At 73.2% G+C, this 23,557-nt stretch carries 27 protein-coding genes; 20 read left to right on the top strand and 7 right to left on the bottom strand.

Annotated features, from left to right (window positions below; all coding sequences use genetic code 11):
- The first annotated feature begins 32 nt into the window (after nt 1-32).
- The 8 genes from hisD to hisF are packed head-to-tail and all read left to right on the top strand — an operon-like array spanning nt 33 to nt 5,763.
- Nucleotides 33-1,358 (top strand): histidinol dehydrogenase, encoded by a 1,326-nt coding sequence (gene hisD, locus ACIGAQ_RS14425; protein WP_399782543.1) that lies wholly within the window; start codon nt 33-35, stop codon nt 1,356-1,358.
- Nucleotides 1,355-2,476 (top strand): histidinol-phosphate transaminase, encoded by a 1,122-nt coding sequence (locus ACIGAQ_RS14430; protein ID WP_311687710.1) that lies wholly within the window; start codon nt 1,355-1,357, stop codon nt 2,474-2,476. The genes hisD and ACIGAQ_RS14430 overlap by 4 nt, the downstream gene beginning before the upstream one ends.
- Nucleotides 2,473-3,066, top strand: a complete 594-nt coding sequence (hisB, locus tag ACIGAQ_RS14435; protein WP_030932889.1) for an imidazoleglycerol-phosphate dehydratase HisB — start codon at nt 2,473-2,475, stop codon at nt 3,064-3,066. Before ACIGAQ_RS14430 ends, hisB begins: the two co-directional genes overlap by 4 nt.
- Nucleotides 3,063-3,227: a hypothetical protein gene (locus ACIGAQ_RS14440; protein ID WP_010039417.1), complete on the top strand. Its 165-nt coding sequence runs from the start codon at nt 3,063-3,065 to the stop codon at nt 3,225-3,227. Before hisB ends, ACIGAQ_RS14440 begins: the two co-directional genes overlap by 4 nt.
- Entirely contained in the window at nt 3,224-3,868 is a 645-nt protein-coding gene (gene hisH, locus ACIGAQ_RS14445) for an imidazole glycerol phosphate synthase subunit HisH (protein WP_394814351.1), read from the top strand. Before ACIGAQ_RS14440 ends, hisH begins: the two co-directional genes overlap by 4 nt.
- Complete coding sequence (priA, locus tag ACIGAQ_RS14450) at nt 3,865-4,590, top strand: bifunctional 1-(5-phosphoribosyl)-5-((5-phosphoribosylamino)methylideneamino)imidazole-4-carboxamide isomerase/phosphoribosylanthranilate isomerase PriA (RefSeq protein WP_311687719.1); 726 nt, start codon at nt 3,865-3,867, stop codon at nt 4,588-4,590. Before hisH ends, priA begins: the two co-directional genes overlap by 4 nt.
- Nucleotides 4,587-4,994: a RidA family protein gene (locus ACIGAQ_RS14455; protein WP_311687720.1), complete on the top strand. Its 408-nt coding sequence runs from the start codon at nt 4,587-4,589 to the stop codon at nt 4,992-4,994. Before priA ends, ACIGAQ_RS14455 begins: the two co-directional genes overlap by 4 nt.
- Before the next feature lie 13 nt (nt 4,995-5,007).
- Nucleotides 5,008-5,763: an imidazole glycerol phosphate synthase subunit HisF gene (hisF, locus tag ACIGAQ_RS14460; RefSeq protein ID WP_311687722.1), complete on the top strand. Its 756-nt coding sequence runs from the start codon at nt 5,008-5,010 to the stop codon at nt 5,761-5,763.
- Between the two features lie 120 nt (nt 5,764-5,883).
- Here the strand turns inward: hisF and ACIGAQ_RS14465 are convergent, their stop codons facing one another.
- A complete protein-coding gene (locus tag ACIGAQ_RS14465) occupies nt 5,884-6,519 on the bottom strand; it encodes a TIGR03085 family metal-binding protein (protein ID WP_311687725.1) in 636 nt (211 codons plus the stop codon).
- Nucleotides 6,520-6,593: 74 nt separating this feature from the next.
- On the opposite strand from ACIGAQ_RS14465, the gene hisI reads away from it, so the two are divergent.
- The 11 genes from hisI to lgt all read left to right on the top strand — a co-directional run bounded on the left by hisI (nt 6,594) and on the right by lgt (nt 15,400).
- Nucleotides 6,594-6,989, top strand: coding sequence for a phosphoribosyl-AMP cyclohydrolase (gene hisI / locus ACIGAQ_RS14470; RefSeq protein WP_394814352.1), 396 nt, complete (start codon nt 6,594-6,596; stop codon nt 6,987-6,989).
- A gap of 11 nt (nt 6,990-7,000) precedes the next feature.
- Nucleotides 7,001-8,482 (top strand): anthranilate synthase component I, encoded by a 1,482-nt coding sequence (locus tag ACIGAQ_RS14475; RefSeq protein ID WP_311687729.1) that lies wholly within the window; start codon nt 7,001-7,003, stop codon nt 8,480-8,482.
- 41 nt (nt 8,483-8,523) lie between these two features.
- On the top strand, nt 8,524-9,165 hold the full coding sequence (locus tag ACIGAQ_RS14480; protein WP_311687731.1) for a TIGR02234 family membrane protein: 642 nt from the start codon (nt 8,524-8,526) through the stop codon (nt 9,163-9,165).
- Nucleotides 9,166-9,275: 110 nt separating this feature from the next.
- Entirely contained in the window at nt 9,276-9,527 is a 252-nt protein-coding gene (locus ACIGAQ_RS14485) for an HGxxPAAW family protein (protein WP_311687732.1), read from the top strand.
- A gap of 84 nt (nt 9,528-9,611) precedes the next feature.
- A complete protein-coding gene (locus tag ACIGAQ_RS14490) occupies nt 9,612-10,046 on the top strand; it encodes a DUF2752 domain-containing protein (protein WP_362280534.1) in 435 nt (144 codons plus the stop codon).
- A 139-nt stretch (nt 10,047-10,185) separates the two neighbouring features.
- Nucleotides 10,186-10,995, top strand: coding sequence for an indole-3-glycerol phosphate synthase TrpC (gene trpC, locus ACIGAQ_RS14495; RefSeq protein WP_362280537.1), 810 nt, complete (start codon nt 10,186-10,188; stop codon nt 10,993-10,995).
- A 20-nt stretch (nt 10,996-11,015) separates the two neighbouring features.
- On the top strand, nt 11,016-11,264 hold the full coding sequence (trpM, locus tag ACIGAQ_RS14500) for a tryptophan biosynthesis modulator TrpM (protein WP_399782553.1): 249 nt from the start codon (nt 11,016-11,018) through the stop codon (nt 11,262-11,264).
- A 61-nt stretch (nt 11,265-11,325) separates the two neighbouring features.
- Nucleotides 11,326-12,609: a tryptophan synthase subunit beta gene (gene trpB / locus ACIGAQ_RS14505; protein ID WP_399782556.1), complete on the top strand. Its 1,284-nt coding sequence runs from the start codon at nt 11,326-11,328 to the stop codon at nt 12,607-12,609.
- On the top strand, nt 12,606-13,424 hold the full coding sequence (gene trpA / locus ACIGAQ_RS14510; RefSeq protein ID WP_399782559.1) for a tryptophan synthase subunit alpha: 819 nt from the start codon (nt 12,606-12,608) through the stop codon (nt 13,422-13,424). Before trpB ends, trpA begins: the two co-directional genes overlap by 4 nt.
- An 86-nt stretch (nt 13,425-13,510) precedes the next feature.
- Entirely contained in the window at nt 13,511-14,287 is a 777-nt protein-coding gene (locus tag ACIGAQ_RS14515; RefSeq protein WP_311687742.1) for a thioredoxin domain-containing protein, read from the top strand.
- Between the two features lie 84 nt (nt 14,288-14,371).
- A complete protein-coding gene (gene lgt / locus ACIGAQ_RS14520) occupies nt 14,372-15,400 on the top strand; it encodes a prolipoprotein diacylglyceryl transferase (protein WP_362280548.1) in 1,029 nt (342 codons plus the stop codon).
- A 60-nt stretch (nt 15,401-15,460) separates the two neighbouring features.
- Here the strand turns inward: lgt and ACIGAQ_RS14525 are convergent, their stop codons facing one another.
- The 6 genes from ACIGAQ_RS14525 to ACIGAQ_RS14550 are packed head-to-tail and all read right to left on the bottom strand — an operon-like array spanning nt 15,461 to nt 22,537.
- Nucleotides 15,461-16,276, bottom strand: a complete 816-nt coding sequence (locus tag ACIGAQ_RS14525) for an HpcH/HpaI aldolase/citrate lyase family protein (RefSeq protein ID WP_399782564.1) — start codon at nt 16,274-16,276, stop codon at nt 15,461-15,463.
- Complete coding sequence (locus ACIGAQ_RS14530; RefSeq protein ID WP_399782567.1) at nt 16,273-17,472, bottom strand: CaiB/BaiF CoA transferase family protein; 1,200 nt, start codon at nt 17,470-17,472, stop codon at nt 16,273-16,275. The genes ACIGAQ_RS14525 and ACIGAQ_RS14530 overlap by 4 nt, the downstream gene beginning before the upstream one ends.
- Nucleotides 17,469-18,830: an ADP-ribosylglycohydrolase family protein gene (locus tag ACIGAQ_RS14535; RefSeq protein ID WP_399782570.1), complete on the bottom strand. Its 1,362-nt coding sequence runs from the start codon at nt 18,828-18,830 to the stop codon at nt 17,469-17,471. The genes ACIGAQ_RS14530 and ACIGAQ_RS14535 overlap by 4 nt, the downstream gene beginning before the upstream one ends.
- On the bottom strand, nt 18,818-19,987 hold the full coding sequence (locus tag ACIGAQ_RS14540; RefSeq protein WP_399782573.1) for an ADP-ribosylglycohydrolase family protein: 1,170 nt from the start codon (nt 19,985-19,987) through the stop codon (nt 18,818-18,820). Before ACIGAQ_RS14540 ends, ACIGAQ_RS14535 begins: the two co-directional genes overlap by 13 nt.
- Before the next feature lie 7 nt (nt 19,988-19,994).
- Nucleotides 19,995-21,476 carry an ADP-ribosylglycohydrolase family protein gene (locus ACIGAQ_RS14545; protein ID WP_399782576.1) on the bottom strand — a complete coding sequence of 494 codons (1,482 nt, stop codon included), beginning with the start codon at nt 21,474-21,476 and terminating at the stop codon, nt 19,995-19,997.
- Nucleotides 21,473-22,537 carry an ADP-ribosylglycohydrolase family protein gene (locus ACIGAQ_RS14550; RefSeq protein WP_399782579.1) on the bottom strand — a complete coding sequence of 355 codons (1,065 nt, stop codon included), beginning with the start codon at nt 22,535-22,537 and terminating at the stop codon, nt 21,473-21,475. Before ACIGAQ_RS14550 ends, ACIGAQ_RS14545 begins: the two co-directional genes overlap by 4 nt.
- A gap of 215 nt (nt 22,538-22,752) precedes the next feature.
- On the opposite strand from ACIGAQ_RS14550, the gene ACIGAQ_RS14555 reads away from it, so the two are divergent.
- On the top strand, nt 22,753-23,484 hold the full coding sequence (locus tag ACIGAQ_RS14555) for a VIT1/CCC1 transporter family protein (RefSeq protein WP_311683401.1): 732 nt from the start codon (nt 22,753-22,755) through the stop codon (nt 23,482-23,484).
- Nucleotides 23,485-23,557 lie beyond the last annotated feature (73 nt).

Genomic DNA, 23,557 nt, shown 5'->3' on the forward strand with positions numbered 1-23,557 from the left:
GTGCCTCACCCGGGTCTGAGAGAATTGAGCACGTGATCTCCCGAATCGATCTGCGCGGCGACGCCCTTCCCGAGGGCCCCGCCCTGCGTGACCTGCTGCCCCGAGCCGACTTCGACGTACAGGCCGCCCTGGACAAGGTGCGTCCGATCTGCGAGGACGTGCATCATCGGGGCGACGCGGCGCTGATCGACGCCGCCGAGAGGTTCGACGGGGTCCGGCTCGACCAGGTGCGGGTCCCGGCCGCCGCGCTCACGCGCGCGCTGGAGGAGCTCGACCCGGCCGTGCGCGCGGCCCTGGAGGAGTCCATCCGCCGCGCCCGGACCGTCCACCGCGCGCAGCGCCGCTCCTCGCACACCACCCAGGTGGTGCCCGGCGGCACCGTGACCGAGAAGTGGGTCCCGGTCGAGCGCGTCGGGCTGTACGCGCCCGGCGGCCGGTCGGTGTACCCGTCCTCCGTGATCATGAACGTGGTGCCCGCGCAGGAGGCCGGCGTCGAGTCCGTCGCGCTCGCCTCACCCGCCCAGGCCGACTTCGGCGGCCTGCCGCACCCGACCATCCTGGCCGCCTGCGCCCTGCTCGGCGTCGACGAGGTCTACGCGGCCGGCGGCGCCACGGCCGTGGCGATGTTCGCCTACGGCACCGAGTCCTGCGCCCCCGCGAACATGGTCACCGGCCCCGGCAACATCTGGGTCGCCGCCGCCAAGCGCTACTTCACCGGCAAGATCGGCATCGACGCCGAGGCCGGCCCGACCGAGATCGCGGTTCTCGCCGACGACACGGCCGACCCGGTGCACGTCGCCTCCGACCTGATCAGCCAGGCGGAGCACGACCCGCTGGCCGCCGCCGTCCTGGTCACCGACTCCGTGGCCCTGGCGGACGCGGTGGAGAAGGAGCTGGAGCCGCAGATCGCGGCGACCAGGCACGTCGAGGACCGGATCGTGCCTGCCCTCGAGGGCAGGCAGTCCGCGATCGTCCTGGTCGACGGCATCGACGAGGGCCTGAGGGTGGTCGACGCGTACGGCGCCGAGCACCTGGAGATCCAGACCGCCGACGCCGCCGCGGTGGCCGACCGGGTCAGGAACGCCGGGGCGATCTTCATCGGCCCCTGGGCGCCCGTGTCGCTGGGCGACTACGCGGCCGGGTCCAACCACGTCCTGCCCACCGGCGGCTGCGCCTGCCACTCCTCCGGCCTGTCGGTCCAGTCCTTCCTGCGCGGCATCCACATCGTGGACTACACGCGCGAGGCGCTGGCCGACGTCGCGCACCACGTCGTGACGCTGGCGGAGGCGGAGGACCTGCCGGCCCACGGCGCGGCGATCAAGGCGAGGTTCGACTGGAAGGTTCCGCAGGGCAAGTGAGCGACGTACGCATCGACGATCTCCCCGTACGGGACGAGCTGCGCGGCAAGTCCCCCTACGGCGCGCCCCAACTGGACGTCCCGGTACGGCTGAACACCAACGAGAACCCCTACCCGCTGCCCGAGCCGCTCGTCGAGCGGATCGCCGAGCGGGTCCGTGACGTGGCCCGCGACCTCAACCGCTACCCGGACCGGGACGCCGTCGAGCTGCGCACGCAGCTGGCGCAGTACCTCACGGACACCTCCGGCCACGAGGTCGGCCCGGCCAACGTCTGGGCGGCCAACGGCTCCAACGAGGTCATCCAGCAGCTGCTGCAGACCTTCGGCGGGCCGGGCCGCACCGCGATCGGCTTCGAGCCGTCGTACTCGATGCACGCGCTCATCGCGCGCGGCACGGGCACCGGCTGGATCTCCGGGCCGCGGGGCGAGGACTTCACGATCGACCTCGCCGCCGCCGAGCAGGCGATCGCCGAGCACAAGCCCGACGTCGTCTTCGTCACCACCCCCAACAACCCCACGGGCAACGCGGTGCCGCGCGAGACGGTCCTCGCGCTGTACGAGGCCGCGCAGGCGGCGAAGCCGTCGATGGTGGTCGTGGACGAGGCGTACATCGAATTCAGCCACGGCGACTCGCTGCTGCCGCTGCTCGACGGGCGCCCGCACCTCGTCATCTCCCGCACGATGTCGAAGGCGTTCGGCGCGGCGGGCCTGCGCCTGGGCTACCTCGCCGCGCACCCCGCCGTCGTGGACGCCGTGCAGCTCGTGCGGCTGCCGTACCACCTGTCGGCCGTCACCCAGGCGACCGCCCTGGCCGCCCTGGAACACACCGGCACCCTGCTCGGCTACGTCGAGCAGCTCAAGGCCGAGCGCGACCGCCTGGTCGCCGAGCTGCGCGCGATCGGCTACGAGGTCGTCGAGTCCGACGCCAACTTCGTGCAGTTCGGGCGCTTCGACGGCGAGGGCGGCGCGCACGCGGCCTGGCGGAAGATCCTCGACCGGGGCGTCCTGGTCCGGGACAACGGCATTCCGGGCTGGCTGCGGGTGTCCGCCGGAACCCCCGAAGAGAACGACGCGTTCCTCGACGCGGTCCGTGAACTGAAGAAGGAGCAGAGCACATGAGCCGCGTGGGACGCGTGGAGCGAGTCACCAAGGAGACGTCGGTGCTCGTCGAGATAGACCTCGACGGGTCCGGGAAGGTCGACGTGTCGACAGGCGTCGGCTTCTACGACCACATGCTCGACCAGCTCGGCCGGCACGGTCTGTTCGACCTCACCGTGAAGACCGAGGGCGATCTGCACATCGACTCGCACCACACCATCGAGGACACCGCCCTCGCGCTGGGCGCCGCCTTCAAGCAGGCCCTCGGCGACAAGGTCGGCATCTACCGCTTCGGCAACTGCACGGTTCCGCTGGACGAGTCCCTCGCCCAGGTCACCGTCGACCTGTCGGGCCGTCCGTACCTCGTGCACACCGAGCCCGAGAACATGGCGCCGATGATCGGCGAGTACGACACCACCATGACCCGGCACATCCTGGAGTCCTTCGTGGCCCAGGCGCAGATCGCGCTGCACGTGCACGTGCCCTACGGGCGCAACGCGCACCACATCGTGGAGTGCCAGTTCAAGGCGCTCGCGCGGGCCCTGCGCTACGCCTCCGAGCGCGACCCGCGCGCGGCCGGCATCCTCCCCTCCACGAAGGGCGCCCTGTGAACGGCATCTCGACCCTGCTGATCGTCGTCGGCCTGTTCCTCGTCGGCGGGATCTACTCCTTCGTCAAGCAGAAGATGCCCAAGGGCCTGATCGTCCTGCTGTCCATCGGCGCCGCCATGTGCCTGGCGGCCGGTGTCGTCAGGCTGGAGGTGTGGAATTGAGCAGCCCGCAGAAGAAGGTCGTCGTCTTCGACTACGGCTTCGGCAACGTCCGTTCCGCCGAGCGCGCCCTGGCCCGCGCCGGGGCCGACGTCGAGATAACGCGTGACTACGACAAGGCCCTGAACGCCGACGGCCTGCTCGTGCCGGGCGTCGGCGCCTTCGCCTCCTGCATGACGGGCCTGCGCGAGGCGCGCGGCGACTGGATCGTGGACCGGCGGCTGTCCGGCGGCCGCCCGGTGATGGGCATCTGCGTCGGCATGCAGATCCTCTTCGCGCGCGGCATCGAGCACGGCGTGGAGAGCGAGGGCCTCGACGAGTGGCCCGGCTCGGTCGAGCCGCTGCAGGCCGAGGTCGTGCCCCACATGGGCTGGAACACCGTGGACGCGGCGCCCGGTTCACGGCTGTTCGCCGGCCTGGACCCCGACGCGCGCTTCTACTTCGTGCACTCCTACGCCGTGCACGACTGGTCGCTGGAGACGCACAACCCGGCCATCGAGGCCCCCAAGGTCACCTGGTCCACGCACGGCAAGCCGTTCGTCGCGGCCGTCGAGAACGGCGCGCTGTGGGCCACGCAGTTCCACCCCGAGAAGTCCGGCGACGCCGGAGCCCAGCTCCTCACCAACTGGATCGGAACCCTGTGAGCAAGCTCGAACTCCTCCCCGCCGTCGACGTCCGCGACGGCCAGGCCGTCCGTCTGGTGCACGGCGAGTCCGGCACCGAGACCTCCTACGGCTCCCCCCTGGAGGCCGCCCTGGCCTGGCAGCGCTCCGGTGCCGAGTGGCTGCACCTGGTCGACCTGGACGCCGCCTTCGGCACGGGCGACAACCGCGAGCTGATCGCCGAGGTCGCCAAGGCGATGGACATCAAGGTCGAGCTCTCCGGCGGCATCCGCGACGACGACACCCTCGCCGCCGCCCTCGCCACCGGCTGCACCCGCGTGAACCTGGGCACGGCCGCCCTGGAGACCCCCGAGTGGGTCGCCAAGGTCATCGCCGAGCACGGCGACAAGATCGCCGTCGGCCTGGACGTCCGGGGCACCACCCTGCGCGGCCGCGGCTGGACCCGCGACGGCGGCGACCTCTACGAGACGCTGGAGCGCCTGAACCAGGAGGGCTGCGCCCGCTACGTCGTCACCGACATCGCCAAGGACGGCACGCTCCAGGGCCCCAACCTGGAGCTGCTGAAGAACGTCTGCGCGGCCACCGACCGCCCGGTCGTGGCCTCCGGCGGCGTCTCCTCGCTCGACGACCTGCGCGCGATCGCCGAGCTGGTCCCGCTCGGTGTCGAGGGCGCGATCGTAGGGAAGGCGCTGTACGCAAAGGCGTTCACCCTGGAAGAGGCCTTGGAGGCTGTGTCGTCATGAGCGGTGCCGTACGGCGTGTGCAGAGCGGAAGTCCCTGGGAAGAGTCCTTCGGTTTTGCACGCGCCGTGGCGGCGGGCGACCGCGTGCTCGTCGCGGGCACGACCGCCTTCAAGGGCGACGTGCTCTACGGCGAGGGCGACCCGTACGAACAGGCCAAGGTGGCCTTCACCACCGCCCTGGAGGCGATCGGCGAGTGCGGGCTCGGCGTCGAGTCCGTGATCCGCACCCGGGTCTACCTGGCACACGCCCGTGACGTCGACGCGGTGGGCCGGGCCCACAAGGAGATGTTCGACGCCGTACGCCCCGCCACGACCCTGCTGGTCGTGCAGGGCTTCATCGACTCCCGGGTCCTGGTGTCGGTGGAAGTGGAAGCATTCAGAGGCACCCCCTCACAGGAACACTAGAGGAGCACGATTCATGACCCTGGCGGTCCGAGTCATCCCCTGCCTGGACGTGGACAACGGCCGGGTCGTCAAGGGCGTCAACTTCCAGAACCTGCGCGACGCGGGCGACCCCGTCGAGATGGCGAAGGTGTACGACACCGAGGGCGCCGACGAGCTGACGTTCCTGGACATCACCGCCTCGTCGGGCAACCGCGAGACCACCTACGACGTGGTGCGCCGCACGGCCGAGCAGGTGTTCATCCCGCTCACCGTCGGCGGCGGCGTGCGCACCGCCGAGGACGTCGACAAGCTGCTGCGGGCGGGCGCGGACAAGGTCGGCGTCAACACCGCCGCCATCGCCCGCCCCGACCTGATCCGCGAGATCGCCGAGCGCTTCGGCCGCCAGGTCCTGGTCCTGTCCGTGGACGCCCGCCGCACCGAGGCGGGCTCCTTCGAGGTGACCACCCACGGCGGCCGCAAGGGCACCGGCATCGACGCCGTCGAATGGGCCCACCGCGCCGCCGAGCTGGGCGCCGGCGAGATCCTGCTCAACTCCATGGACGCCGACGGCACCAAGGACGGCTACGACCTGGAGATGATCCGGGCCGTGCGCAAGCACGTCACCGTCCCCGTCATCGCCTCGGGCGGCGCGGGCGGACTCGCCCACTTCCCGCCGGCCATCGAGGCGGGCGCGGACGCGGTCCTGGCCGCGTCGGTGTTCCACTTCGGGGACCTGCGCATCGGCGAGGTCAAGCAGACGCTGCGGGAGGCCGGTCACCCCGTGCGGTGACGCCCCCGGATCCCCTGGTGCGGTGACCGCCCCCGGATCCCCCGGTGCGGCGACACCCTCGGACCTCGCCGGCAGCCCCGGACCGCACCCGCGGCCGGGGCTGCCGGGCGCCGTCCGTCCTCAGATCCCCAGCTGCTTCGTCTCGTGCAGTTTCGCGATCGCGTTCTCGTCGCCGTCCAGGTCGACCTTGGCCGCGCTCTGGCGGCCGTAGGAGAACAGGACCAGTTCGGACGGCTCGCCCGTCACCGTCACCACCGGGGTGCCGCGGTGGGCGACCGCCGTCTGGCCGTCCGGGCGGCGCAGCACCAGGCCCGTCGGCACGCCGCGGCCCATCAGCCGGGCCGTGCGCTCCAGCCGGGACCACAGGGCGTCCTGGAAGACCGGGTCGAGCTCGCGCGGGGACCAGTCGGGCTGGGCGCGGCGGACGTCCTCGGTGTGGACGTAGAACTCGACGATGTTCGACGCCTCGTCGACCGGCTTGAGCGAGAAGGGGGAGAAACGCGGCGGGCCGGTACGGATCAGCTGGATCAGCTCCTCGTACGGCTTGTCCGTGTACTCCGCCATCACCCGGTCCAGGCGCGGCGCGAGCTGCTTGATCAGTATCCCGCCGGCCGCGTCCGGGCGGCGCTCGCGGACCACCACGTGTGCGGCGAGGTCCCGGGTGGTCCAGCCCTCGCACAGAGTGGGCGCGTCCGGGCCCGCGGTCTCCAACAGGTCGGCGAGGAGAAGTCGTTCACGCTTGGCATGGGTCGACATGCGGCCAGCCTACGGCCGCCCACCGGGTCCGCCCAGTGGACACTCCACCTGCGCCGCCGCCGGCGCGCGGCACAATGGTCGGCATGACCAGCGAGCCCAGCCGCCTCGACCCGGAGATCGCCGCCCGCCTCAAGCGCAGCGCCGACGGCCTCCTGCCCGCCATCGCCCAGCAGTACGACACCGGTGAGGTGCTCATGCTCGGCTGGATGGACGACGAGGCCCTGCACCGCACCCTCACCACCGGCCGGTGCACGTACTGGTCCCGCAGCCGCCGCGAGTACTGGGTCAAGGGCGACACCTCCGGCCACGTCCAGTGGGTGAAGTCCGTGGCGCTGGACTGCGACGCCGACACCGTGCTCGTCAAGGTCGACCAGGTCGGCGCCGCCTGCCACACCGGCGCCCGCACGTGTTTCGACCAGGACGTGCTCCTCAAGGACGGCGGTTCCGCAGCCCCCGCCGCGGATCAGTAAGGTCGGCCGCCATGGACCTCGAGACGTTCCGCAAGCTCGCCACCGACCGGCGGGTCATCCCGGTCACCCGCAAGCTCCTCGCCGACGGCGACACGCCGGTCGCGCTCTACCGCAAGCTCGCCGCCGAGCGCACCGGCACCTTCCTGCTGGAGTCCGCCGAGAACGGCCGCTCCTGGTCCCGGTACTCCTTCGTGGGCGTACGGTCGGCGGCCACCCTCACCGCCCGCGACGGGCAGGCCCACTGGCTCGGCGTCCCGCCCGTCGGCGTCCCCGTCGACGGCGACCCGCTCGCCGCGCTGCGCGCCACCATCGAGGCCCTGCACACCCCCCACCAGGAGGGCCTGCCGCCCTTCACCGGCGGCATGGTCGGCTACCTCGGCTACGACATCGTCCGCCGACTGGAGAAGATCGGCCCCGGCGAGCGCGACGACCTGCGGCTGCCCGAGCTGACCATGCTCCTCACCAGCGACCTCGCCGTGATGGACCACTGGGAGGGCTCGGTCCTGCTGATCGCCAACGCGATCAACCACAACGACCTGGAGACCGGCGTCGACGAGGCCTACGCCGACGCCGTGGCCCGCCTCGACGCCATGCAGGCCGACCTCGCCCGCCCGGTCGCCCAGCCCCCGGCCGTGCTCCCGCCCTCCGAACTGCCCGCGTACACCGCGCTGTGGGGCGGCCCCCAGTTCCAGGAGGCCGTGGAGGACATCAAGGAGCGCATCCGGGCCGGCGAGGCCTTCCAGGTGGTCCCCTCGCAGCGCTTCGAGACGCCGTGCACGGCGAGCGCGCTGGACGTCTACCGGGTGCTGCGCACGACCAACCCGTCGCCGTACATGTACCTGTTCCGCTTCGACGGCTTCGACGTCGTCGGCTCCTCCCCGGAGGCCCTGGTCAAGGTCGAGGACGGCCGGGCCATGGTGCACCCCATCGCCGGCACCCGCTGGCGCGGCGCCACCCCGCAGGAGGACCAGGCCCTCGCCGACGAGCTACTCGCCGACCCCAAGGAGCGCGCCGAGCACCTCATGCTCGTCGACCTCGGCCGCAACGACCTGGGCCGGGTCTGCGAACCCGGCTCGGTCGAGGTCGTGGACTTCATGTCCATCGAGCGGTACTCGCACGTGATGCACATCGTCTCGACGGTGACCGGCCGCGTGGCCGCCGGGCGCACCGCCTTCGACGTCCTCACCGCCTGCTTCCCGGCCGGCACCCTCTCCGGCGCCCCCAAGCCCCGCGCCATGCAGATCATCGACGAACTCGAACCGTCCCGGCGCGGCCTGTACGGCGGCTGCGTCGGCTACCTCGACTTCGCCGGCGACTCCGACACGGCCATCGCCATCCGCACCGCCCTGCTGCGCGACGGCACGGCGTACGTGCAGGCCGGAGCGGGGATCGTCGCCGACTCGGACCCGGTCGCCGAGGACACCGAGTGCCGCAACAAGGCGGCCGCCGTCCTGCGGGCCGTGCACACGGCGAACCGGCTGGGCAAGGCCTGAGACGACCCCCGGGTGACGGTTCGCCCGGGGTTCAGGCGATAGTGGGGTACGTGACTGCCGTACCTCACCCCCGTTCCCCGGCCGCCGGATCCGCCCGGGCCGGCCGCCTGAGCCTCGCCGTGGCGCTGCTGTGCGGCGCGCTCGGCGCTGCCGTGGCGCTCCTCGCCACCCGGCAGCAGTGGTCGGAGGGCACCGCGAGGGTGGCCGGCGGTGCCTTCCCGCTGACCGCCAGCGGCAGCGACGTCACGGGCGTCCCCGCGGCGCTCGCCGTCGTGGGTCTCGCCGCGCTCGTCGCCGTCTTCGCGGTCCGCCGCGCCGGCCGCGTCGTGGTGGCCGCGCTGCTGGCGCTCTCCGGCGCGGGCACGGTCGCCGCCGCCCTGTTCGGCGCCTCCGACAGCTCCGCGCTCGACGAGAAGGCCGCCCGGGCCTCCGGCGACACCTCCGCCTCCGTGGCCGCCCTCAGCCACACCGCCTGGCCGTACGTCGCGGCCGTCGGCGGCGTGCTGCTCCTGCTGGCCGGGCTGCTCGCCCTGCGCTACGGCCGGCTGTGGCCCGCGATGTCCGGCCGCTACGAGCGCGGCGGCACGCCCCGGCCGCGCCGCCGGGCCCCCGCCGCCGACCCCGACCGGCCCGAGGAGCTGTGGAAGGCGCTCGACCGCGGCGAGGACCCGACCGGGGCCTGAGCCGCACGAGTGAGTCCGGGGAGCACCCCCGGTCACCGTCCGCGCGCGGGTGCGGGACAATGGCCCCGAGCGTCCTGCTCAGACACGCACACAGCAACGAGGAGCAAGCAATGGCGGGCAGCAGCCACGGTCACACCCCGGCCGCCTGGACCGGTGTCATCATCGCCTTCATCGGTTTCTGCGTCGCGGGCGCGTTCATGGTGATGGACCAGCCGGCGGGCTTCTGGGCCGGCATGGTGGTCGTGCTCCTCGGCGGTGTCGTCGGCGGCATCATGCGGATGATGGGCCTGGGCCAGCCCAAGGACCTGCACGCCCCGCACCAGATGACGGGCGACCGCGAGCCGGCGCGCGCCGAGGGCTGAACCCGGCGGAACGACGCGCATCCCGCGTGAGGGGCGGCCGGCACCGGGGTGCCGGGACCGCCCCTCACGCGTGTGCGGGGCACAATGCCTACCGTGAACGCCGACAGCCGAAGCGTGACGCACGGTCTCCCGGGACGTCTGGCCGTACCCGCCGGGCTCCTGGCGGGTGCCGTCGCCGCCTTCGCCTACGTGGGCGCGGTGGACCCGAACGAGCCCGGTCACTACCCGGTCTGCCCGCTGCTGCGCCACACGGGCCTGTACTGCCCCGGCTGCGGCGGACTGCGCAGCGCCCACGCGTTCGTGCACGGCGATCTGCCGGCCGCCCTGCAGGCCAACGCGCTCGCCGTCCTCGGCTATCTGGCCTGCGCCGTGCTGTGGACCGTATGGGTGGTCCACGCCGTGCGCGGGCGCCCGCTGCGGATCGACCCGCGCCCCGGGCTGGTGTGGGGCCTCGGCGCGTTGCTGCTGGTCTTCACGGTTGTCCGGAACCTGCCCTTCGGTGGCTGGCTCCATCCTTGATCATCGGGCGGATGTCCAGGTAGTGGGACCGGCGTCAACCGGATGCGAGGCCTACGCCCTGCTGCGGATACCATCGCAGTGACCATCGGTTTCCGACTGGTCGCTGGAACTGTCAAGAGTCTGGAAGGGGGCCGCTCGCGTGAGTGTGCTCGACGAGATCATCGACGGAGTCCGTGCCGACCTCGCGGAGCGGCAGGCGCGCGTCAGCCTCGACGAGCTCAAGGAGCGCGCGGCGAAGGCTCCCGCGGCCAAGGACGGCGCGGCCGCCCTGCGCGGCGACGGCGTCAAGGTCATCTGCGAGGTCAAGCGCTCCAGCCCCTCCAAGGGCGCCCTGGCCGCCATCGCCGACCCGGCGGGACTCGCCGCCGACTACGAGGCGGGCGGCGCTGCCGTCATCTCGGTCCTCACCGAGCAGCGGCGCTTCGGCGGTTCGCTCGCCGATCTGGAGGCGGTCCGCGCCCGCGTGGACATCCCGGTCCTGCGCAAGGACTTCATCGTCACGTCGTACCAGCTCTGGGAGGCCCGCGCCTACGGCGCCGACGTCGCCCTGCTGATCGTCGCCGCCCTCGACCAGGCCGCCCTGGAGTCCCTCATCGAGCGGGCCGAGTCCATCGGGCTGACGCCGCTGGTCGAGGTGCACGACGAGGACGAGGTGGAGCGCGCGGTCGACGCCGGCGCCCGCGTGATCGGCGTGAACGCCCGCAACCTCAAGACCCTCGAAGTCGACCGCAACACCTTCGAGCGGGTGGCACCGGAGATCCCCGACCACATCATCAAGGTCGCCGAGTCCGGCGTGCGCGGCCCGCACGACCTCATCGCCTACGCCAACGCCGGCGCGGACGCGGTCCTGGTGGGCGAGTCCCTCGTCACCGGCAAGGACCCCAGGACGGCGGTCTCCGACCTGGTGGCGGCGGGCGAACATCCCGCACTCCGCCACGGCCGGGGCTGATCTTCGCTAGGCTTGCCCCGATGACTCTCACCCTGACGACCGTGGACCGGTACGCCCGCCTCGCGCGCGGCTGCCGCCCCCGCGGCTGCCGCGCGCCCGCGCGCCGTGTCCACGGCCGCCGCGTCCGGTACGTCATCGGTGACGAGCCGGGCCAGGTGAACGGCATGCGATGGCAGCGGCGCCCTGCCTTCGGGGGCGCGGGACTCTGCTCGATCCGCGGCTACCGCCGCGTGGGCGCGAACGGCCACGGCGGTCCCGCAGTCGACTGACAACCCTTGCCCCCACGGCGACTCGTGCATTCCACACACCACTCACCGTGAAGGTATTCGCATGCCCAGCCAGTTCTTCATCCCCGATCCCGAGGGACGGACGCCGAACGCCGAAGGTTACTTCGGGGCCTTCGGCGGCAAGTTCATCCCCGAGGCCCTCGTCGCCGCCGTCGACGAGGTCGCCGTCGAGTACGACAAGGCCAAGCACGACCCGGAGTTCGCCAAGGAACTCGACGACCTCCTGGTCCACTACACGGGCCGCCCGTCCGCGCTGACCGAGGTGCCCCGGTTCGCCGAGCACGCCGGCGGCGCCCGGGTCTTCCTGAAGCGGGAAGACCTCAACCACACCGGCTCGCACAAGATCAACAACGTGCTCGGGCAGGCCCTGCTCACCAAGCGCATGGGCAAGACCCGGGTCATCGCCGAGACCGGCGCCGGCCAGCACGGCGTCGCCACCGCCACCGCCTGCGCCCTCTTCGGTCTCGAATGCACCATCTACATGGGTGAGATCGACACGCAGCGCCAGGCCCTCAACGTCGCCCGCATGCGCATGCTCGGCGCCGAGGTCATCGCGGTGAAGTCCGGCAGCCGCACGCTGAAGGACGCCATCAACGAGGCGTTCCGCGACTGGGTCGCCAACGTCGACCACACGCACTACCTCTTCGGCACCGTCGCCGGACCCCACCCCTTCCCGGCCATGGTCCGCGACTTCCACCGGGTCATCGGCGTCGAGGCCCGCCGCCAGCTCCTGGAGCGGGCCGGGCGGCTGCCCGACGCCGCGGTCGCCTGCGTGGGCGGCGGCTCCAACGCCATCGGCCTCTTCCACGCCTTCATCCCCGACGAGGGCGTCCGGCTCATCGGCTGCGAGCCGGCCGGCCACGGCGTCGACACCGGCGAGCACGCCGCGACCCTGACCGCCGGCGAGCCGGGCATCCTGCACGGCTCCCGCTCCTACGTCCTCCAGGACGAGGAGGGCCAGATCACCGAGCCGTACTCGATCTCGGCCGGTCTGGACTACCCGGGCATCGGCCCGGAGCACTCCTACCTGAAGGACTCCGGCCGCGGCGAGTACCGCGCGGTCACCGACGACGCGGCCATGCAGGCCCTGCGCCTGCTGTCCCGCACCGAGGGCATCATCCCGGCCATCGAGAGCGCCCACGCCCTGGCCGGCGCCCTGGAGGTCGGCAAGGAGCTGGGCAAGGACGGGCTGATCGTGGTCAACCTCTCCGGCCGCGGTGACAAGGACATGGACACCGCCGCCCGCTACTTCGGCCTGTACGACACCGACGCCGAGGTCGCCGAGGACGCCTCCGGCACCGCCGAGATCGAGGGGGACGCCAAGTGAGCGGCAACCTGCAGCTGTTGAGCGACACCCTCGCCGCGGCCAAGGCCGAGGGGCGTGCGGCCCTCATCGCCTACCTCCCGGCGGGGTTCCCGACCGTGGACGGCGGCATCGAGGCCGTCAAGGCCGTCATCGACGGCGGCGCCGACGTCGTCGAGGTGGGCCTGCCGCACAGCGACCCCGTCCTCGACGGTCCCGTCATCCAGACCGCCGACGACATCGCCCTGCGCGGCGGCGTCAAGATCGCCGACGTGCTGCGCACCGTCCGCGAGGCGCATGCCGCCACCGGCAAGCCCATCCTCGTCATGACGTACTGGAACCCCATCGACCGCTACGGCGTCGAGCGGTTCACCGCCGAGCTGGCCGAGGCCGGCGGCGCGGGCTGCATCCTGCCCGACCTGCCCGTGCAGGAGGCGGCGCTGTGGCGGGAGCACGCCGGGAAGCACGAGCTCGCGACCGTCTTCGTCGTGGCCCCCAGCAGCAAGGACGAACGGCTCGCGCAGATCACCGCGGCGGGCAGCGGCTTCGTCTACGCGGCCTCCCTGATGGGCGTCACCGGCACCCGCGCCACCGTCAGCTCGCAGGCCCAGGACCTGGTGGAGCGCACCCGGGCCACCGGCACCGGCCTGCCGGTCTGCGTCGGACTCGGCGTCTCCAACGCCACCCAGGCCGCCGAGGTCTCCGGCTTCGCCGACGGCGTGATCGTCGGCTCGGCCTTCGTCAAGGCGATGCTCGACGCCCCGGACGACGCGGCCGGCGTCGAGGCCGTGCGCGCCCTCGCCGGCGACCTCGCCCGGGGCGTGCGCCGGCAGGCGTAGAAAAACCGGAAGTCGTACGGGTCCCTCGTACGGGTGGACCTGGGGCCGGGGAGGCGCGGTGCGCCTCCCCGGTTCGTTTCCGGGGTGTGAGCGAGAAGAACCGTGAGGGAAAGCGCACCGCCCGGGAGAAGCTGGCGGTCGAGCGTGAGAAGCACAAGTCCGCCGAGAAGCGCCGGCGCGCGCTGCTGGTGGGCGGCGCGGTCGTCGCCGTCCTGGGACTCGCGGCGGTGATCGGCGTCGTCGCGGCCAACGCCGGCAAGGACGACGGCAGCGAGGCCTCGGGCCCGGTCGTGGCCCCCTCGGGCGCCCAGGGCAAGGACGGCCTCGCGATCCCGGTCGGCAAGGACAGCGCCAAGTCCACGCTCACGGTGTGGGAGGACTTCCGCTGCCCGGCCTGCAAGTCCTTCGAGACGGCGTACCGGCCGGTGATCCACGAGCTGACCGAGGCCGGCCAGCTGAAGACCGAGTACCACCTGGTCACACTCATCGACGGCAACATGGGCGGCACGGGCTCGCGCAACGCGGCCAACGCCGCCGCCTGCGCCCAGGACGCCGGGAAGTTCCCCGCGTACCACGACGTGCTCTTCGACAACCAGCCCCCGGAGGTCGACGACGCCTTCGCGGACAACGACAAGCTGATCGAGCTCGCCGGCAAGGTCGACGGCCTGGACACCCCGGCCTTCCGCACGTGCGTCGAGGACGGCACGCACAACGCCTGGGTCGCCAAGTCCCACCAGGCCTTCGACAAGGGCGACTTCTCCGGCACGCCGACCGTGCTGTTCGACGGCAAGAACATCTACCAGGACCGCACGATGACCCCGGCGAAGCTGAAGCAGATGGTGCAGGAGGCGAACCAGGGCTAGGGGAGATTCCCCGGTCCCTGTTATGGACCCGTAGCCGGGCCGCCTGCCCCGGGCCCGGTCCGGCACGGTAGCGTCGACCTTGCCATGGAACTTGCCTTCATTCCCAGCCCGTCGCGCGGGGTGCTGTACCTCGGCCCCGTCCCGCTGCGCGGCTACGCGTTCTGCATCATCATCGGCGTCTTCGTCGCGGTCTGGCTCGGCAACAGGCGCTGGATCGCCCGGGGCGGGCGGGCCGGCACGGTGGCCGACATCGCTGTCTGGGCCGTGCCCTTCGGCCTGATCGGCGGCCGCCTCTACCACGTGATCACGGACTACGAGCTGTACTTCAGCGAGGGCCGTGACTGGGTGGACGCCTTCAAGATCTGGGAGGGCGGCCTCGGCATCTGGGGCGCGATCGCGCTCGGCGCGCTGGGCGCCTGGATCGGCTGCCGCCGCCGGGGCATCCCGATGCCCGCGTACGCCGACGCCGTCGCGCCGGGCATCGCCCTCGCGCAGGCGATCGGCCGCTGGGGCAACTGGTTCAACCAGGAGCTGTACGGCAAGCCCACCGATCTGCCGTGGGCCCTGGAGATCACCTCCTCGGCGGACGGGCGGGTCCCGGGCACGTACCACCCGACGTTCCTGTACGAGTCGCTGTGGTGTATCGGCGTCGCGGTCCTGGTCATCTGGGCCGACCGCCGCTTCCGCCTCGGACACGGCCGGGCCTTCGCGCTGTACGTCGCCGCGTACTGCGCGGGCCGGGCGTGGATCGAGTACATGCGGGTCGACGACGCCCATCACATCCTGGGCCTCAGGCTGAACGTCTGGACCGCGATCCTGGTGTTCCTGCTCGCGGTGACCTACTTCGTGCTGTCGGCGAGGAAGCGGCCCGGGCGGGAAGAGGTCGTGGAGCCGGGTGCCGTGTCCTCCGGCGGTGACGCCGACAGTGACGAGAAGGCCGTCGACCTCGGCAAGGGCGACGAGGACGGCACGGGCTCCGAAGACGGCAAGGACTCCGGGGGCGGCAAGCAGGACAAGGGCGCCGAGGGTGCCGAGGCCGGGAGTGACGCCGCCGCGGGTGCAGCCGAGGCCGACGAGGCCAAGGACCAGGCCGGGTCGGGGAAGAAGGCCTGACGGCCTCTGCCGCAGTGACCTGTTTCGAGGGCGCCCGGGTGACCGGGCGCCCTCGGCATGTCAGCGGCGGCCCGCCAGGGACAGGGTGCGCCGGGCCGCCGCCACCACCGCCGCGTCCACGAAGCGGCCGTCGGGCAGGGCCTGGGCGCCCGGCTCGGCCACCGCCGCCTTGAGGATCGTCTCCGCCTGCTCGATCTCGTCCCCGGTGGGCAGGTAGGCGCGCTCGATGACCGGGAGCTGGCGGGGATGGATCGCGGCCCGGCCCAGAAAGCCCAGCGCACGCCCACGGGCGCAGGAGACGGCCAGGCCCTCCAGGTCACGGACGTCGGGGTGGACCGACTGCGCCGGCGGGGGCAGGCCCGCCGCCCGGGCCGCCACGACCACCCGGGAGCGCGACCAGTCCAGGCCGGTGCCGTCCCGGACTCCCAGGTCGGCCCGGAGATCCGCCTCGCCGAGCGCGATGCCCCGCAGGTTCGGATGGGCGGTGGCGACGGCGTAGGCCTGTTCCACCGCGAGGGCGGACTCCAGCAGGGCGTACAGCGCGGCCGTCGTGCGGTGGGCGATGTGGGTGATCCCCGCCGCCGAGGTCACCTTGGGCACCCGCAGACCCGACAGTCCCGGCATCCCGGCGAGCGTGGCGATGTCCTGTTCGGCCCAGGGGCTGTCCAGGGCGTTGACGCGGACGTGGACCGGGACCGCCGGCGGGTCGCCGAGCAGGTCGGCGGTGGCGTCGCGGGCGTAGGCCTTGCGGTCGGGGGCGACCGCGTCCTCCAGGTCGACGATGACGACGTCGGCGCCGCAGGTGAGGGCCTTCGCCACCACGTGCGGGCGATCGCCGGGGGCGTAGAGCCAGGTGAGCGGCGGCGCGGCCGTCACAGGACGCCCTCCGTGCGCAGTTCCTTGAGGTCGGTCTCGGTCAGGCCGAGCTCGGTCAGGACCTCGTCGGTGTCCGCGCCGTGCGGGCGGCCGGCCCAGCGGATCCCGCCGGGAGTGGCGGACAGGCGGAACAGGACGTTCTGCATGCGCAGCGGGCCCAGCTCCGGGTCGTCGACGGTGGTGATGGTGTTCAGGGCCTGGTACTGCGGGTCGTTCATCACGTCCCGGACGTCCTGGATCGGCGCCACCGCCGCCTCGGCCTTCTCGAACGCGGCCAGGACGTCGGCGCGGGTGCGCTCGGCGATCCAGGAGCCGACGGCCTCGTCCAGGACGTCGGCGTGGCGGGCGCGGTCGGCACCGGTGGCGAACCACGGTTCGTCGATCAGTTCCGGGCGTCCCACCAAACGCATCACGCGTTCGGCGACCGACTGGGCCGAGGTGGAGACGGCGACCCAGGTGCCGTCCGCGGTGCGGTAGACGCCGCGCGGGGCGTTGTTGGGGGAGCGGTTGCCGGTGCGGGGCTGGACGTGGCCGAGCTGGTCGTACCAGAGGGGCTGGGGGCCGAGGACGGCGAGGATCGGTTCGATCAGGGCCGTGTCGACGACCTGGCCCTCGCCCGTCCGCTGCCGGGCGGCCAGCGCGGTCATCACCGCGTACGCCGTCGTCAGGCCGGCGACGGCGTCGGCGAGCCCGAAGGGCGGCAGGGTCGGGGGTGCGTCCGGCTCGCCGGTGATCGCGGCGAATCCGCTCATCGCCTCGGCGAGGGTGCCGAAACCGGGCCGGTGCGCGGACGGGCCGAACTGGCCGAAGCCGGTGACGCGGGCCAGGACCAGGCGGGGGTTGACGGCGGACAGCTCCGGCCAGCCCAGGTCCCACTTCTCCAGGGTGCCGGGGCGGAAGTTCTCGACGATCACGTCGGCGGTGGCGGCGAGGCGCAGGAGGGTGGCGCGGCCGCCGGGCCGGGACAGGTCGAGGGTGACGGTCCGCTTGTTGCGGCCGAGCATCTTCCACCACAGGCCGATGCCGTCCTTCGAGGGGCCGTGGCCGCGGGAGGGGTCCGGCTTCCTCGGGTGCTCGATCTTGATGACCTCGGCGCCGAAGTCGCCGAGCAGGGTGGCGGCCATCGGGCCGGCGAAGAGGGTGGCGAGGTCGAGGACGCGCAGGCCGGTGAGGGGAGCGGGCTGGGGAGCGGTCATGAGCGGCGGGTCTCCCGGTGGGTGAGGTGGGCGAGGGTGTCGAAGCCGACGCCGTCGAAGTCGCCGACGGAGGTGGACAGGCGGTTCTTCAGCGGGGCCGTCCAGCGGTCGGGGAGCGCGGCGGGGTGTCCGGCCAGCAGGCCGGCGATGCCGCCCGCCGTGGCGCCGTTGGAGTCGGTGTCCCAGCCGCCGCTCACGGCACGGCAGACGGAGCCGGTGAAGTCGCCGTTCGCGTGGGTGAGGGCGGCGGCGATCAACGCCGTGTTGGGGACGGCGTGCACCCAGTGGTGGGTGCCGGCGTGCGCGGCGTGGAGCCCGTCGACGACGGTGTCGAAGTCGGTGTGCTCGTGGGCCAGTTCGATGCCGCGGCGGACCGCCCGGGCGAGGCGGGAGCGCGGGGGGACGACCGTGAGGCCGGTGCGCAGGCAGGCGTGGACGTCGGCGGTGCCGGTCGCGGCCGTGGCGGTGGCGGCCGCCGCGAACATCGCCGCGTAGACGCCGTTGGCGGTGTGGGTGAGGGTGGCGTCGCGGTGGGCCTGTCCGGCCGCTGCGGCCGGGTCGCCGGGGTTGGTCCAGCCGTGGACGTCGGCGCGGATCAGGGCGCCGATCCATTCCCGGAACGGGTTGCGGTGGCGGGCCGTGTGCGGGGGCTCCAGGCCGCTGAGGAGGTTGCGGTAGGCGACGCGTTCGGCGGTGAAGGTGCGGCCGGCGGGGAGCTCGTCCAGCCAGGTGCGGGCCACGTCCGTGGTGGTGAAGGACTTTCCGTACCGCCGGAGCAGGATCAGGTTCAGCAGGGGGTAGTTGAGGTCGTCGTCCTCGGGCATGCCGTCGATGTTCTCGGCGAGGGAGGTGGCCGCCGAGCGGCGGTTCCAGGGGTGTGCGGCGAGGAGTTCCGCCGGGACGCCTCGTTCCGTGAACCAGGTGGACAGCGGCCAGTTGCCGGTGGATCGGGCCAGGCGGCGGATGGCCTCCAGGGGGAGTTTCTCGACGGGTTTGCCGAGCAGGCAGCCGGCGGCCCGGCCCAGCCAGGCGGCTTCGAGGCGCTCGGGGGGTGTGGCCGAGGCGTGGGCGGGCTGCGGCCATTCGGGGCACAGGGCCCTGATCTCCGCCAGGCCGGTGGGCTCGTCCTCCGCCAAGGCGCTGGGCAGGTCCGCCAGTTCGTCCAGGAGGTCTTCCGCCAGCTGCCGGAGGTAGCGGGACACCGGGGCGGGGGAGGCGCCCGCTGTGGTGGGGGCCTCGGGGCCGCCCGCCGCGCGCCAGCGGGCGGCGATCGCCTTCGGCTCGCGGCCGTCCTGGGCCGCCTGGCGGAGTTCGTGAACGAGCAGGTCCTCCGGCTGGACCCAGGTCAGTCGGAGCATTCCTGGCCTCCGAGGGACGCGAAGGCCGCTTCGTGGGCGCGGCGGCGGGCGACGTCCCGGGCGAAGATCTCGCGGGTCACCCGGGTGAGTGTCGTGGCCGGTTCCCACAAATCCAGGCGGCTGGCCTCTGCGACGGTCTTGGCCCAGTCCTGCGGGACCGGCGCGCCGAGGGCTCCGGCCAGGGCGCCCGCCATGGTGGCGATGGAGTCGCAGTCCCGGCCGTAGTTCACGGCGCCGAGCACCGCGTGACGGTAGTCGCCCCGCGCGACGATCACCATGCCCAGGGCGACGGGGAGCTCCTCGATCGCGTGGAGGCGCGACGGGCGGCGGGCGCCCAGGGACGGGGCGCGGTAGTCGGGACCCACGGTGTCGAAGGGGGCGACCGCCTCGCGCAGGGGGCCGAGGGCCGACTCGAAGTCCGTGTGGCGGGAGGCCTCCTCGCAGACCCGCTCGATCGCCGTGCGCGTGCCGTCCTTCGCCAGGGACAGGCACGCCGAGACGACCGAGTCGGGGGTCGCCCCGGGGGTGCAGGCCGCTGCCACCGCCGCGGCCAGGACGCCCGCCGCCTCACGGCCGTACGACGACTGGTGCGCGCCGGCGACGTCGAGGGCCTCGGCGTAGGCCGCGCGCGGGTCGGCCGCGTTGACCAGGCCGACCGGGGCCATGTACATCGCCGCGCCGCAGTTGACGATGTTGCCGGTGCCGGCCTCGCGCGGGTCGGCATGACCGTAGTGGAGCCTGGTGACCAGCCACTTCTCCGCGAGGAAGATCCGCTGGAGGGGGAGTGCCTCGGTCTCCAGTTCCGGGATCCAGCGGGGCTCGGTCATCAGGTCGGGGACCAGGTGGTCGGCGATCGCGTAGGCGTCGAGGTGGTCGCGGACCCGGGCGTAGACGCGGATCAGGGCGTGCGTCATCAAGGTGTCGTCGGTGACGTGACCGTCGCCCTTGTGGTACGGGGCGAGGGGGCGGGCCGTGCGCCAGTCGTCGCCGTGCCAGGGGCCGACGACGCCGTGGACGCGGCCGCCGTGGCGCTCGAGGATCTGCTCGGGCGCGTAGCCCTCGACGGGGCCGCCGAGGGCGTCGCCGACGGCCGCTCCGACCAGGGCGCCGGTGATCCGCTCGTCCAGTGTGGCGTTTTGATGCGGTTTGGGGTTCATGGCCGCATCATCCACCGGGGTGGGCCGGTTGTACGGCTTCCAGGAGCCCGGCGAGTTCGACGAGGTCGGTGCCGGTGAGGCGGGGGAGGGCGCAGCCCGAGAGGGTGCGGCAGGTGTCCCGCCAGGAGGCCGGGATCGAGGCGCCGCCGCCGACGGCGCCGGTGAGGGCGCCCACCAGGGCCGGGGCGGAGTCCGCGACCCGGGACAGACAGGCCGCGGCCGGGACCGCCTCGGCGATGCGGCCGCGGGCGGCGGTGGCCAGGGCCAGGGCGACCGGCACGGTCTCGGCGGCGGCGATGCCGTAGCTGTAGACGTGGTCGACGATCTGGTGCTCCAGGGGCGGCACCAGGGCGAAGGCGCCGTCCGCGGCGGCGGCGAGCCGCAGGGCGTGCCGGGCGTTGCGGCCGATCTCCGTCTCCTCGGGGAGTTCGGCGAGGGCGGCCGTGACGCAGGCGTCGACCTGCGCCCCGGCCAGGGCGAGCGCGAGGGCCGCCGCCATGGCGCGGGCGCCGTGGACTCCGTCGCCGTCCTGGGTGTAGCGGGCGTCGAACTCGGCGAGGTCGGCGGCGCGGCGGGGGTCGCCGGGGTGGGCGACGGCCAGGACGCAGGCGCGGACGCAGGCGGCGTCGTCGAAGTAGTGCGGGTTGTCGTGGCCGGTGGCGGGCGGGCGCAGACCGGTGGCGAGATTGCCCAGGCCGGCGCGGACGGAGATGCGGGCGCGCAGGGGGAGGACGGCGGACTCGATCTCGGGTGCGCGGTCCGCTGCCGCGGCGACCTCGCTGGCGAGGGCGTTCCAGGTGAGGTCGATCGCCGCGCGGGTGCGGCGGTCCCGGCCGAGGTCGTTCAGGACGGTGTCGTCGCCGGCGAGGAGGAGGGCTTCGGCGGCGAAGGCCGCCCATTCCGCGTCGTCGGAGGGGCCGAGGCGGAGGGGTTCGGGGGGCTGGTTCAGGGCGATGGGGACGGGGAGGGTGGTCGTGGCGTTGTGCTCGGCGAAGGTGTCGAGTTCGCGGGTGAGGCGGCGGGTCCAGTCGGGCATGCGGGCGGCTCTGTGGCGGGCGGCGGGCCAGCCGGCCGCGTCGCCGGCGGCCAGTCCGAGCAGAAGGCCTTCGGCCTTCCTGTCTCCCACCCGCGCACCGCCCGTAACGGTCACCCGAGGGGCCCTGGTCTCCCGCGGGGCGACCTCGCCGTCGGCGGCTGCGGGGGGCAGGGGCGGGGGCGGGGCGGTGAGGGCGATCCCGGCGTCGGCGGCTGCGGGGGGCAGGGGGGTGGGCGGGGTGGTGGGGGTGAGCTCGCCGACGGTGGCTGTGGGTGGTGTCGGCGTGGGTGGGGTGGTGAGGGGGAGGTCGTCGGTGAGGGCCGTGGGAGGTGTCGGCGTGGGTGGGGTGGTCAGGGGGAGGTCGTCGGTGGGGGCCGGCGGAAGTGGCGGTGTGGGTGAGGTGGTGGTGTGGGGGGTCGGTGGTTCGTGGGGGGCCAGTTCGTGGGTGGTCATGCGGGGGTCTCCGTTCCGTCGCCCGCCACCAGTGCGCGGCCCGTCGGCTCCGGGTGTGCGCCGGGCGCCGCCGGGGTCAGGAGGTCCGCCACGTCCAGGACGTGGTGGCCCGCCATCGCCGGGAGGCAGGAGCCACGGGCCGGGGTGATGGCCGCCGCCCAGGCCGCCGGGATGGCCGAGACGCCCCGGGTCGCGCCCGCCAGCGCGCCCGCGACCGCCGCCGTCGTGTCCGCGTCGCGGCCCATGTTCACCGCGGTCAGGACGGACTGCTCGAAGTCGCCGTCGGCCGCCGCGTACGCGCCGAACGCCAGGGCGACCGCCTCGGGGGCCAGGTCGGTCCAGGGGTAGCCGCCGATGACGACCGCGGAGCGGACCGCGCGTTCGCCGCGGTGCGCGACCGCCACCGCGCGGCGCAGACTGCGGGCCGTCCAGGAGTCGTCGGGCACGACCGCGAGGGCCGCGGCCACCACCGCGTTCGGTGTCGCGCCGGCCATCGCCGCCGCGACGCCCGCCGCCACCGCCTGGCCGCCGTGGATGCCCTCGCCGTCGTGGCTCACCGAGCCGTCGATCGCGACCAGCCGGGCCGCCTCCGCCGGGCGGCCGGCCGCGAACACCCCGAAGGGGGCCGCGCGCATGGCGAGGCCGTCGCTCCAGGCGTGCCGGTGCTGGGCGGAGATGGGCGCGGCCAGACCGCGGCGCAGGTTCTCCAGCGTGCCGCGTTCGCTGAAGCCGGCGCCCCGGAACGGGCCCTCGTCACGGTCGGCGATCAGCTCGTGCCAGGCCGCCTCGACGTGTGCCGGGGTGAGCGCGGAGCCGTGCCGGGCCAGCAGCAGCGCCGAGAAGAGGGCGTACTCGGTGTCGTCCGTGCCGGCCGGCTTCTCGGCCACGTACCCCGTGATGCGGCCCCACCGCGCGCGGATCTCGGACGGCTTCATGTTCTCGGCCGGTGCCCCGAGGGCGTCACCGACGGCCAGGCCCAGCAGTGCGCCGCGGGCCCGTGCGCGCAGTTCGGCGGCGTCCCCGGGCGCCGGGACGGAGGGGATGCAGGCGATCGATGCCATACGGCATGTGTCCCACTGCGACGACTCCGGCGAGCCTCGGGAGCCCCAGCATCACCCGGTCGACATCTGGGCGAGGTGATGATCAAGTGAGCGGAAATCGGTAAAACCGCAGGTTAGCGCAGCCTTTCCTTGCTGGCGGCGAGGGAATCCGAGGCGTAGTTTTGGTGTTGTAAAACTCTGGAACTTGTCCAAAGTAGGGGAGCGGGGTTCTTTTCATGGCCATCATCGAGACCGAGGCGGCGCTGCACGAGGCGCACCGGGACAACCACACGCACCGGGACGTGAACGGCGGCTGGCTGCGTCCCGCGGTGTTCGGCGCGATGGACGGTCTCGTCTCCAACCTGGCTCTGATGACCGGTGTCGCGGGCGGTGCGGTCAGCCAGCAGACCGTCGTCCTCAGCGGACTGGCCGGCCTGGCCGCCGGCGCCTTCTCCATGGCCGCCGGTGAGTACACCTCCGTCGCCTCGCAGCGCGAGCTGGTCGAGGCCGAGCTGGACGTGGAGCGGCGCGAGCTGCGCAAGCACCCCAAGGACGAGGAGGCCGAGCTGGCCGCCCTGTACGAGGCGCGAGGGGTCGAGCCGCGGCTGGCCCGCGAGGTGGCACGGCAGCTGTCGAAGGACCCCGAGCAGGCGCTGGAGATCCACGCCCGGGAGGAACTCGGCATCGATCCCGGCGATCTGCCCTCGCCCACCGTCGCCGCGGTGTCGAGCTTCGGCTCCTTCGCGCTCGGCGCGCTCGTCCCCGTGCTGCCGTACCTGCTGGGTGCGAGCAGCATGTGGCCGGCCGTGCTGCTGGCGCTGCTGGGGCTCTTCCTGTGCGGCGCGGTGGTGGCCAAGGTGACGGCACGCACCTGGTGGTACAGCGGTCTGCGCCAGCTTCTCCTGGGAGGGGCGGCGGCCGGTGTGACGTACGCCCTGGGCACCTTGTTCGGAACGGCCGTAGGATAGCGCGGCTCGGACTTATGCGTGGGGCCGCATAAGTAACCGTTACTCGCTGGTTTCGGATGTGCGACCACCGGGC

The sequence above is a fragment of the Streptomyces sp. NPDC085932 genome (genome assembly GCF_044540525.1).
In the GTDB taxonomy this organism is placed as follows: domain Bacteria; phylum Actinomycetota; class Actinomycetes; order Streptomycetales; family Streptomycetaceae; genus Streptomyces; species Streptomyces levis.

What these genes read in the sequence shown, in the direction of transcription:
- ACIGAQ_RS14555 (WP_311683401.1), top strand. Translation starts at nt 22,753, where the DNA reads ATGGCCATCATCGAGACCGAGGCGGCGCTGCACGAGGCGCACCGGGAC.
- hisB (WP_030932889.1), top strand. Translation starts at nt 2,473, where the DNA reads ATGAGCCGCGTGGGACGCGTGGAGCGAGTCACCAAGGAGACGTCGGTG.
- ACIGAQ_RS14465 (WP_311687725.1), bottom strand. Translation starts at nt 6,519, where the DNA reads ATGTCGACCCATGCCAAGCGTGAACGACTTCTCCTCGCCGACCTGTTG.
- ACIGAQ_RS14540 (WP_399782573.1), bottom strand. Translation starts at nt 19,987, where the DNA reads ATGAACCCCAAACCGCATCAAAACGCCACACTGGACGAGCGGATCACC.
- ACIGAQ_RS14530 (WP_399782567.1), bottom strand. Translation starts at nt 17,472, where the DNA reads ATGACCGCTCCCCAGCCCGCTCCCCTCACCGGCCTGCGCGTCCTCGAC.
- trpB (WP_399782556.1), top strand. Translation starts at nt 11,326, where the DNA reads ATGCCCAGCCAGTTCTTCATCCCCGATCCCGAGGGACGGACGCCGAAC.
- trpM (WP_399782553.1), top strand. Translation starts at nt 11,016, where the DNA reads ATGACTCTCACCCTGACGACCGTGGACCGGTACGCCCGCCTCGCGCGC.
- ACIGAQ_RS14545 (WP_399782576.1), bottom strand. Translation starts at nt 21,476, where the DNA reads ATGACCACCCACGAACTGGCCCCCCACGAACCACCGACCCCCCACACC.
- ACIGAQ_RS14490 (WP_362280534.1), top strand. Translation starts at nt 9,612, where the DNA reads ATGCCTACCGTGAACGCCGACAGCCGAAGCGTGACGCACGGTCTCCCG.
- ACIGAQ_RS14535 (WP_399782570.1), bottom strand. Translation starts at nt 18,830, where the DNA reads ATGCTCCGACTGACCTGGGTCCAGCCGGAGGACCTGCTCGTTCACGAA.
- ACIGAQ_RS14475 (WP_311687729.1), top strand. Translation starts at nt 7,001, where the DNA reads ATGGACCTCGAGACGTTCCGCAAGCTCGCCACCGACCGGCGGGTCATC.
- ACIGAQ_RS14550 (WP_399782579.1), bottom strand. Translation starts at nt 22,537, where the DNA reads ATGGCATCGATCGCCTGCATCCCCTCCGTCCCGGCGCCCGGGGACGCC.
- hisI (WP_394814352.1), top strand. Translation starts at nt 6,594, where the DNA reads ATGGTCGGCATGACCAGCGAGCCCAGCCGCCTCGACCCGGAGATCGCC.
- ACIGAQ_RS14485 (WP_311687732.1), top strand. Translation starts at nt 9,276, where the DNA reads ATGGCGGGCAGCAGCCACGGTCACACCCCGGCCGCCTGGACCGGTGTC.
- lgt (WP_362280548.1), top strand. Translation starts at nt 14,372, where the DNA reads ATGGAACTTGCCTTCATTCCCAGCCCGTCGCGCGGGGTGCTGTACCTC.
- ACIGAQ_RS14455 (WP_311687720.1), top strand. Translation starts at nt 4,587, where the DNA reads ATGAGCGGTGCCGTACGGCGTGTGCAGAGCGGAAGTCCCTGGGAAGAG.
- hisF (WP_311687722.1), top strand. Translation starts at nt 5,008, where the DNA reads ATGACCCTGGCGGTCCGAGTCATCCCCTGCCTGGACGTGGACAACGGC.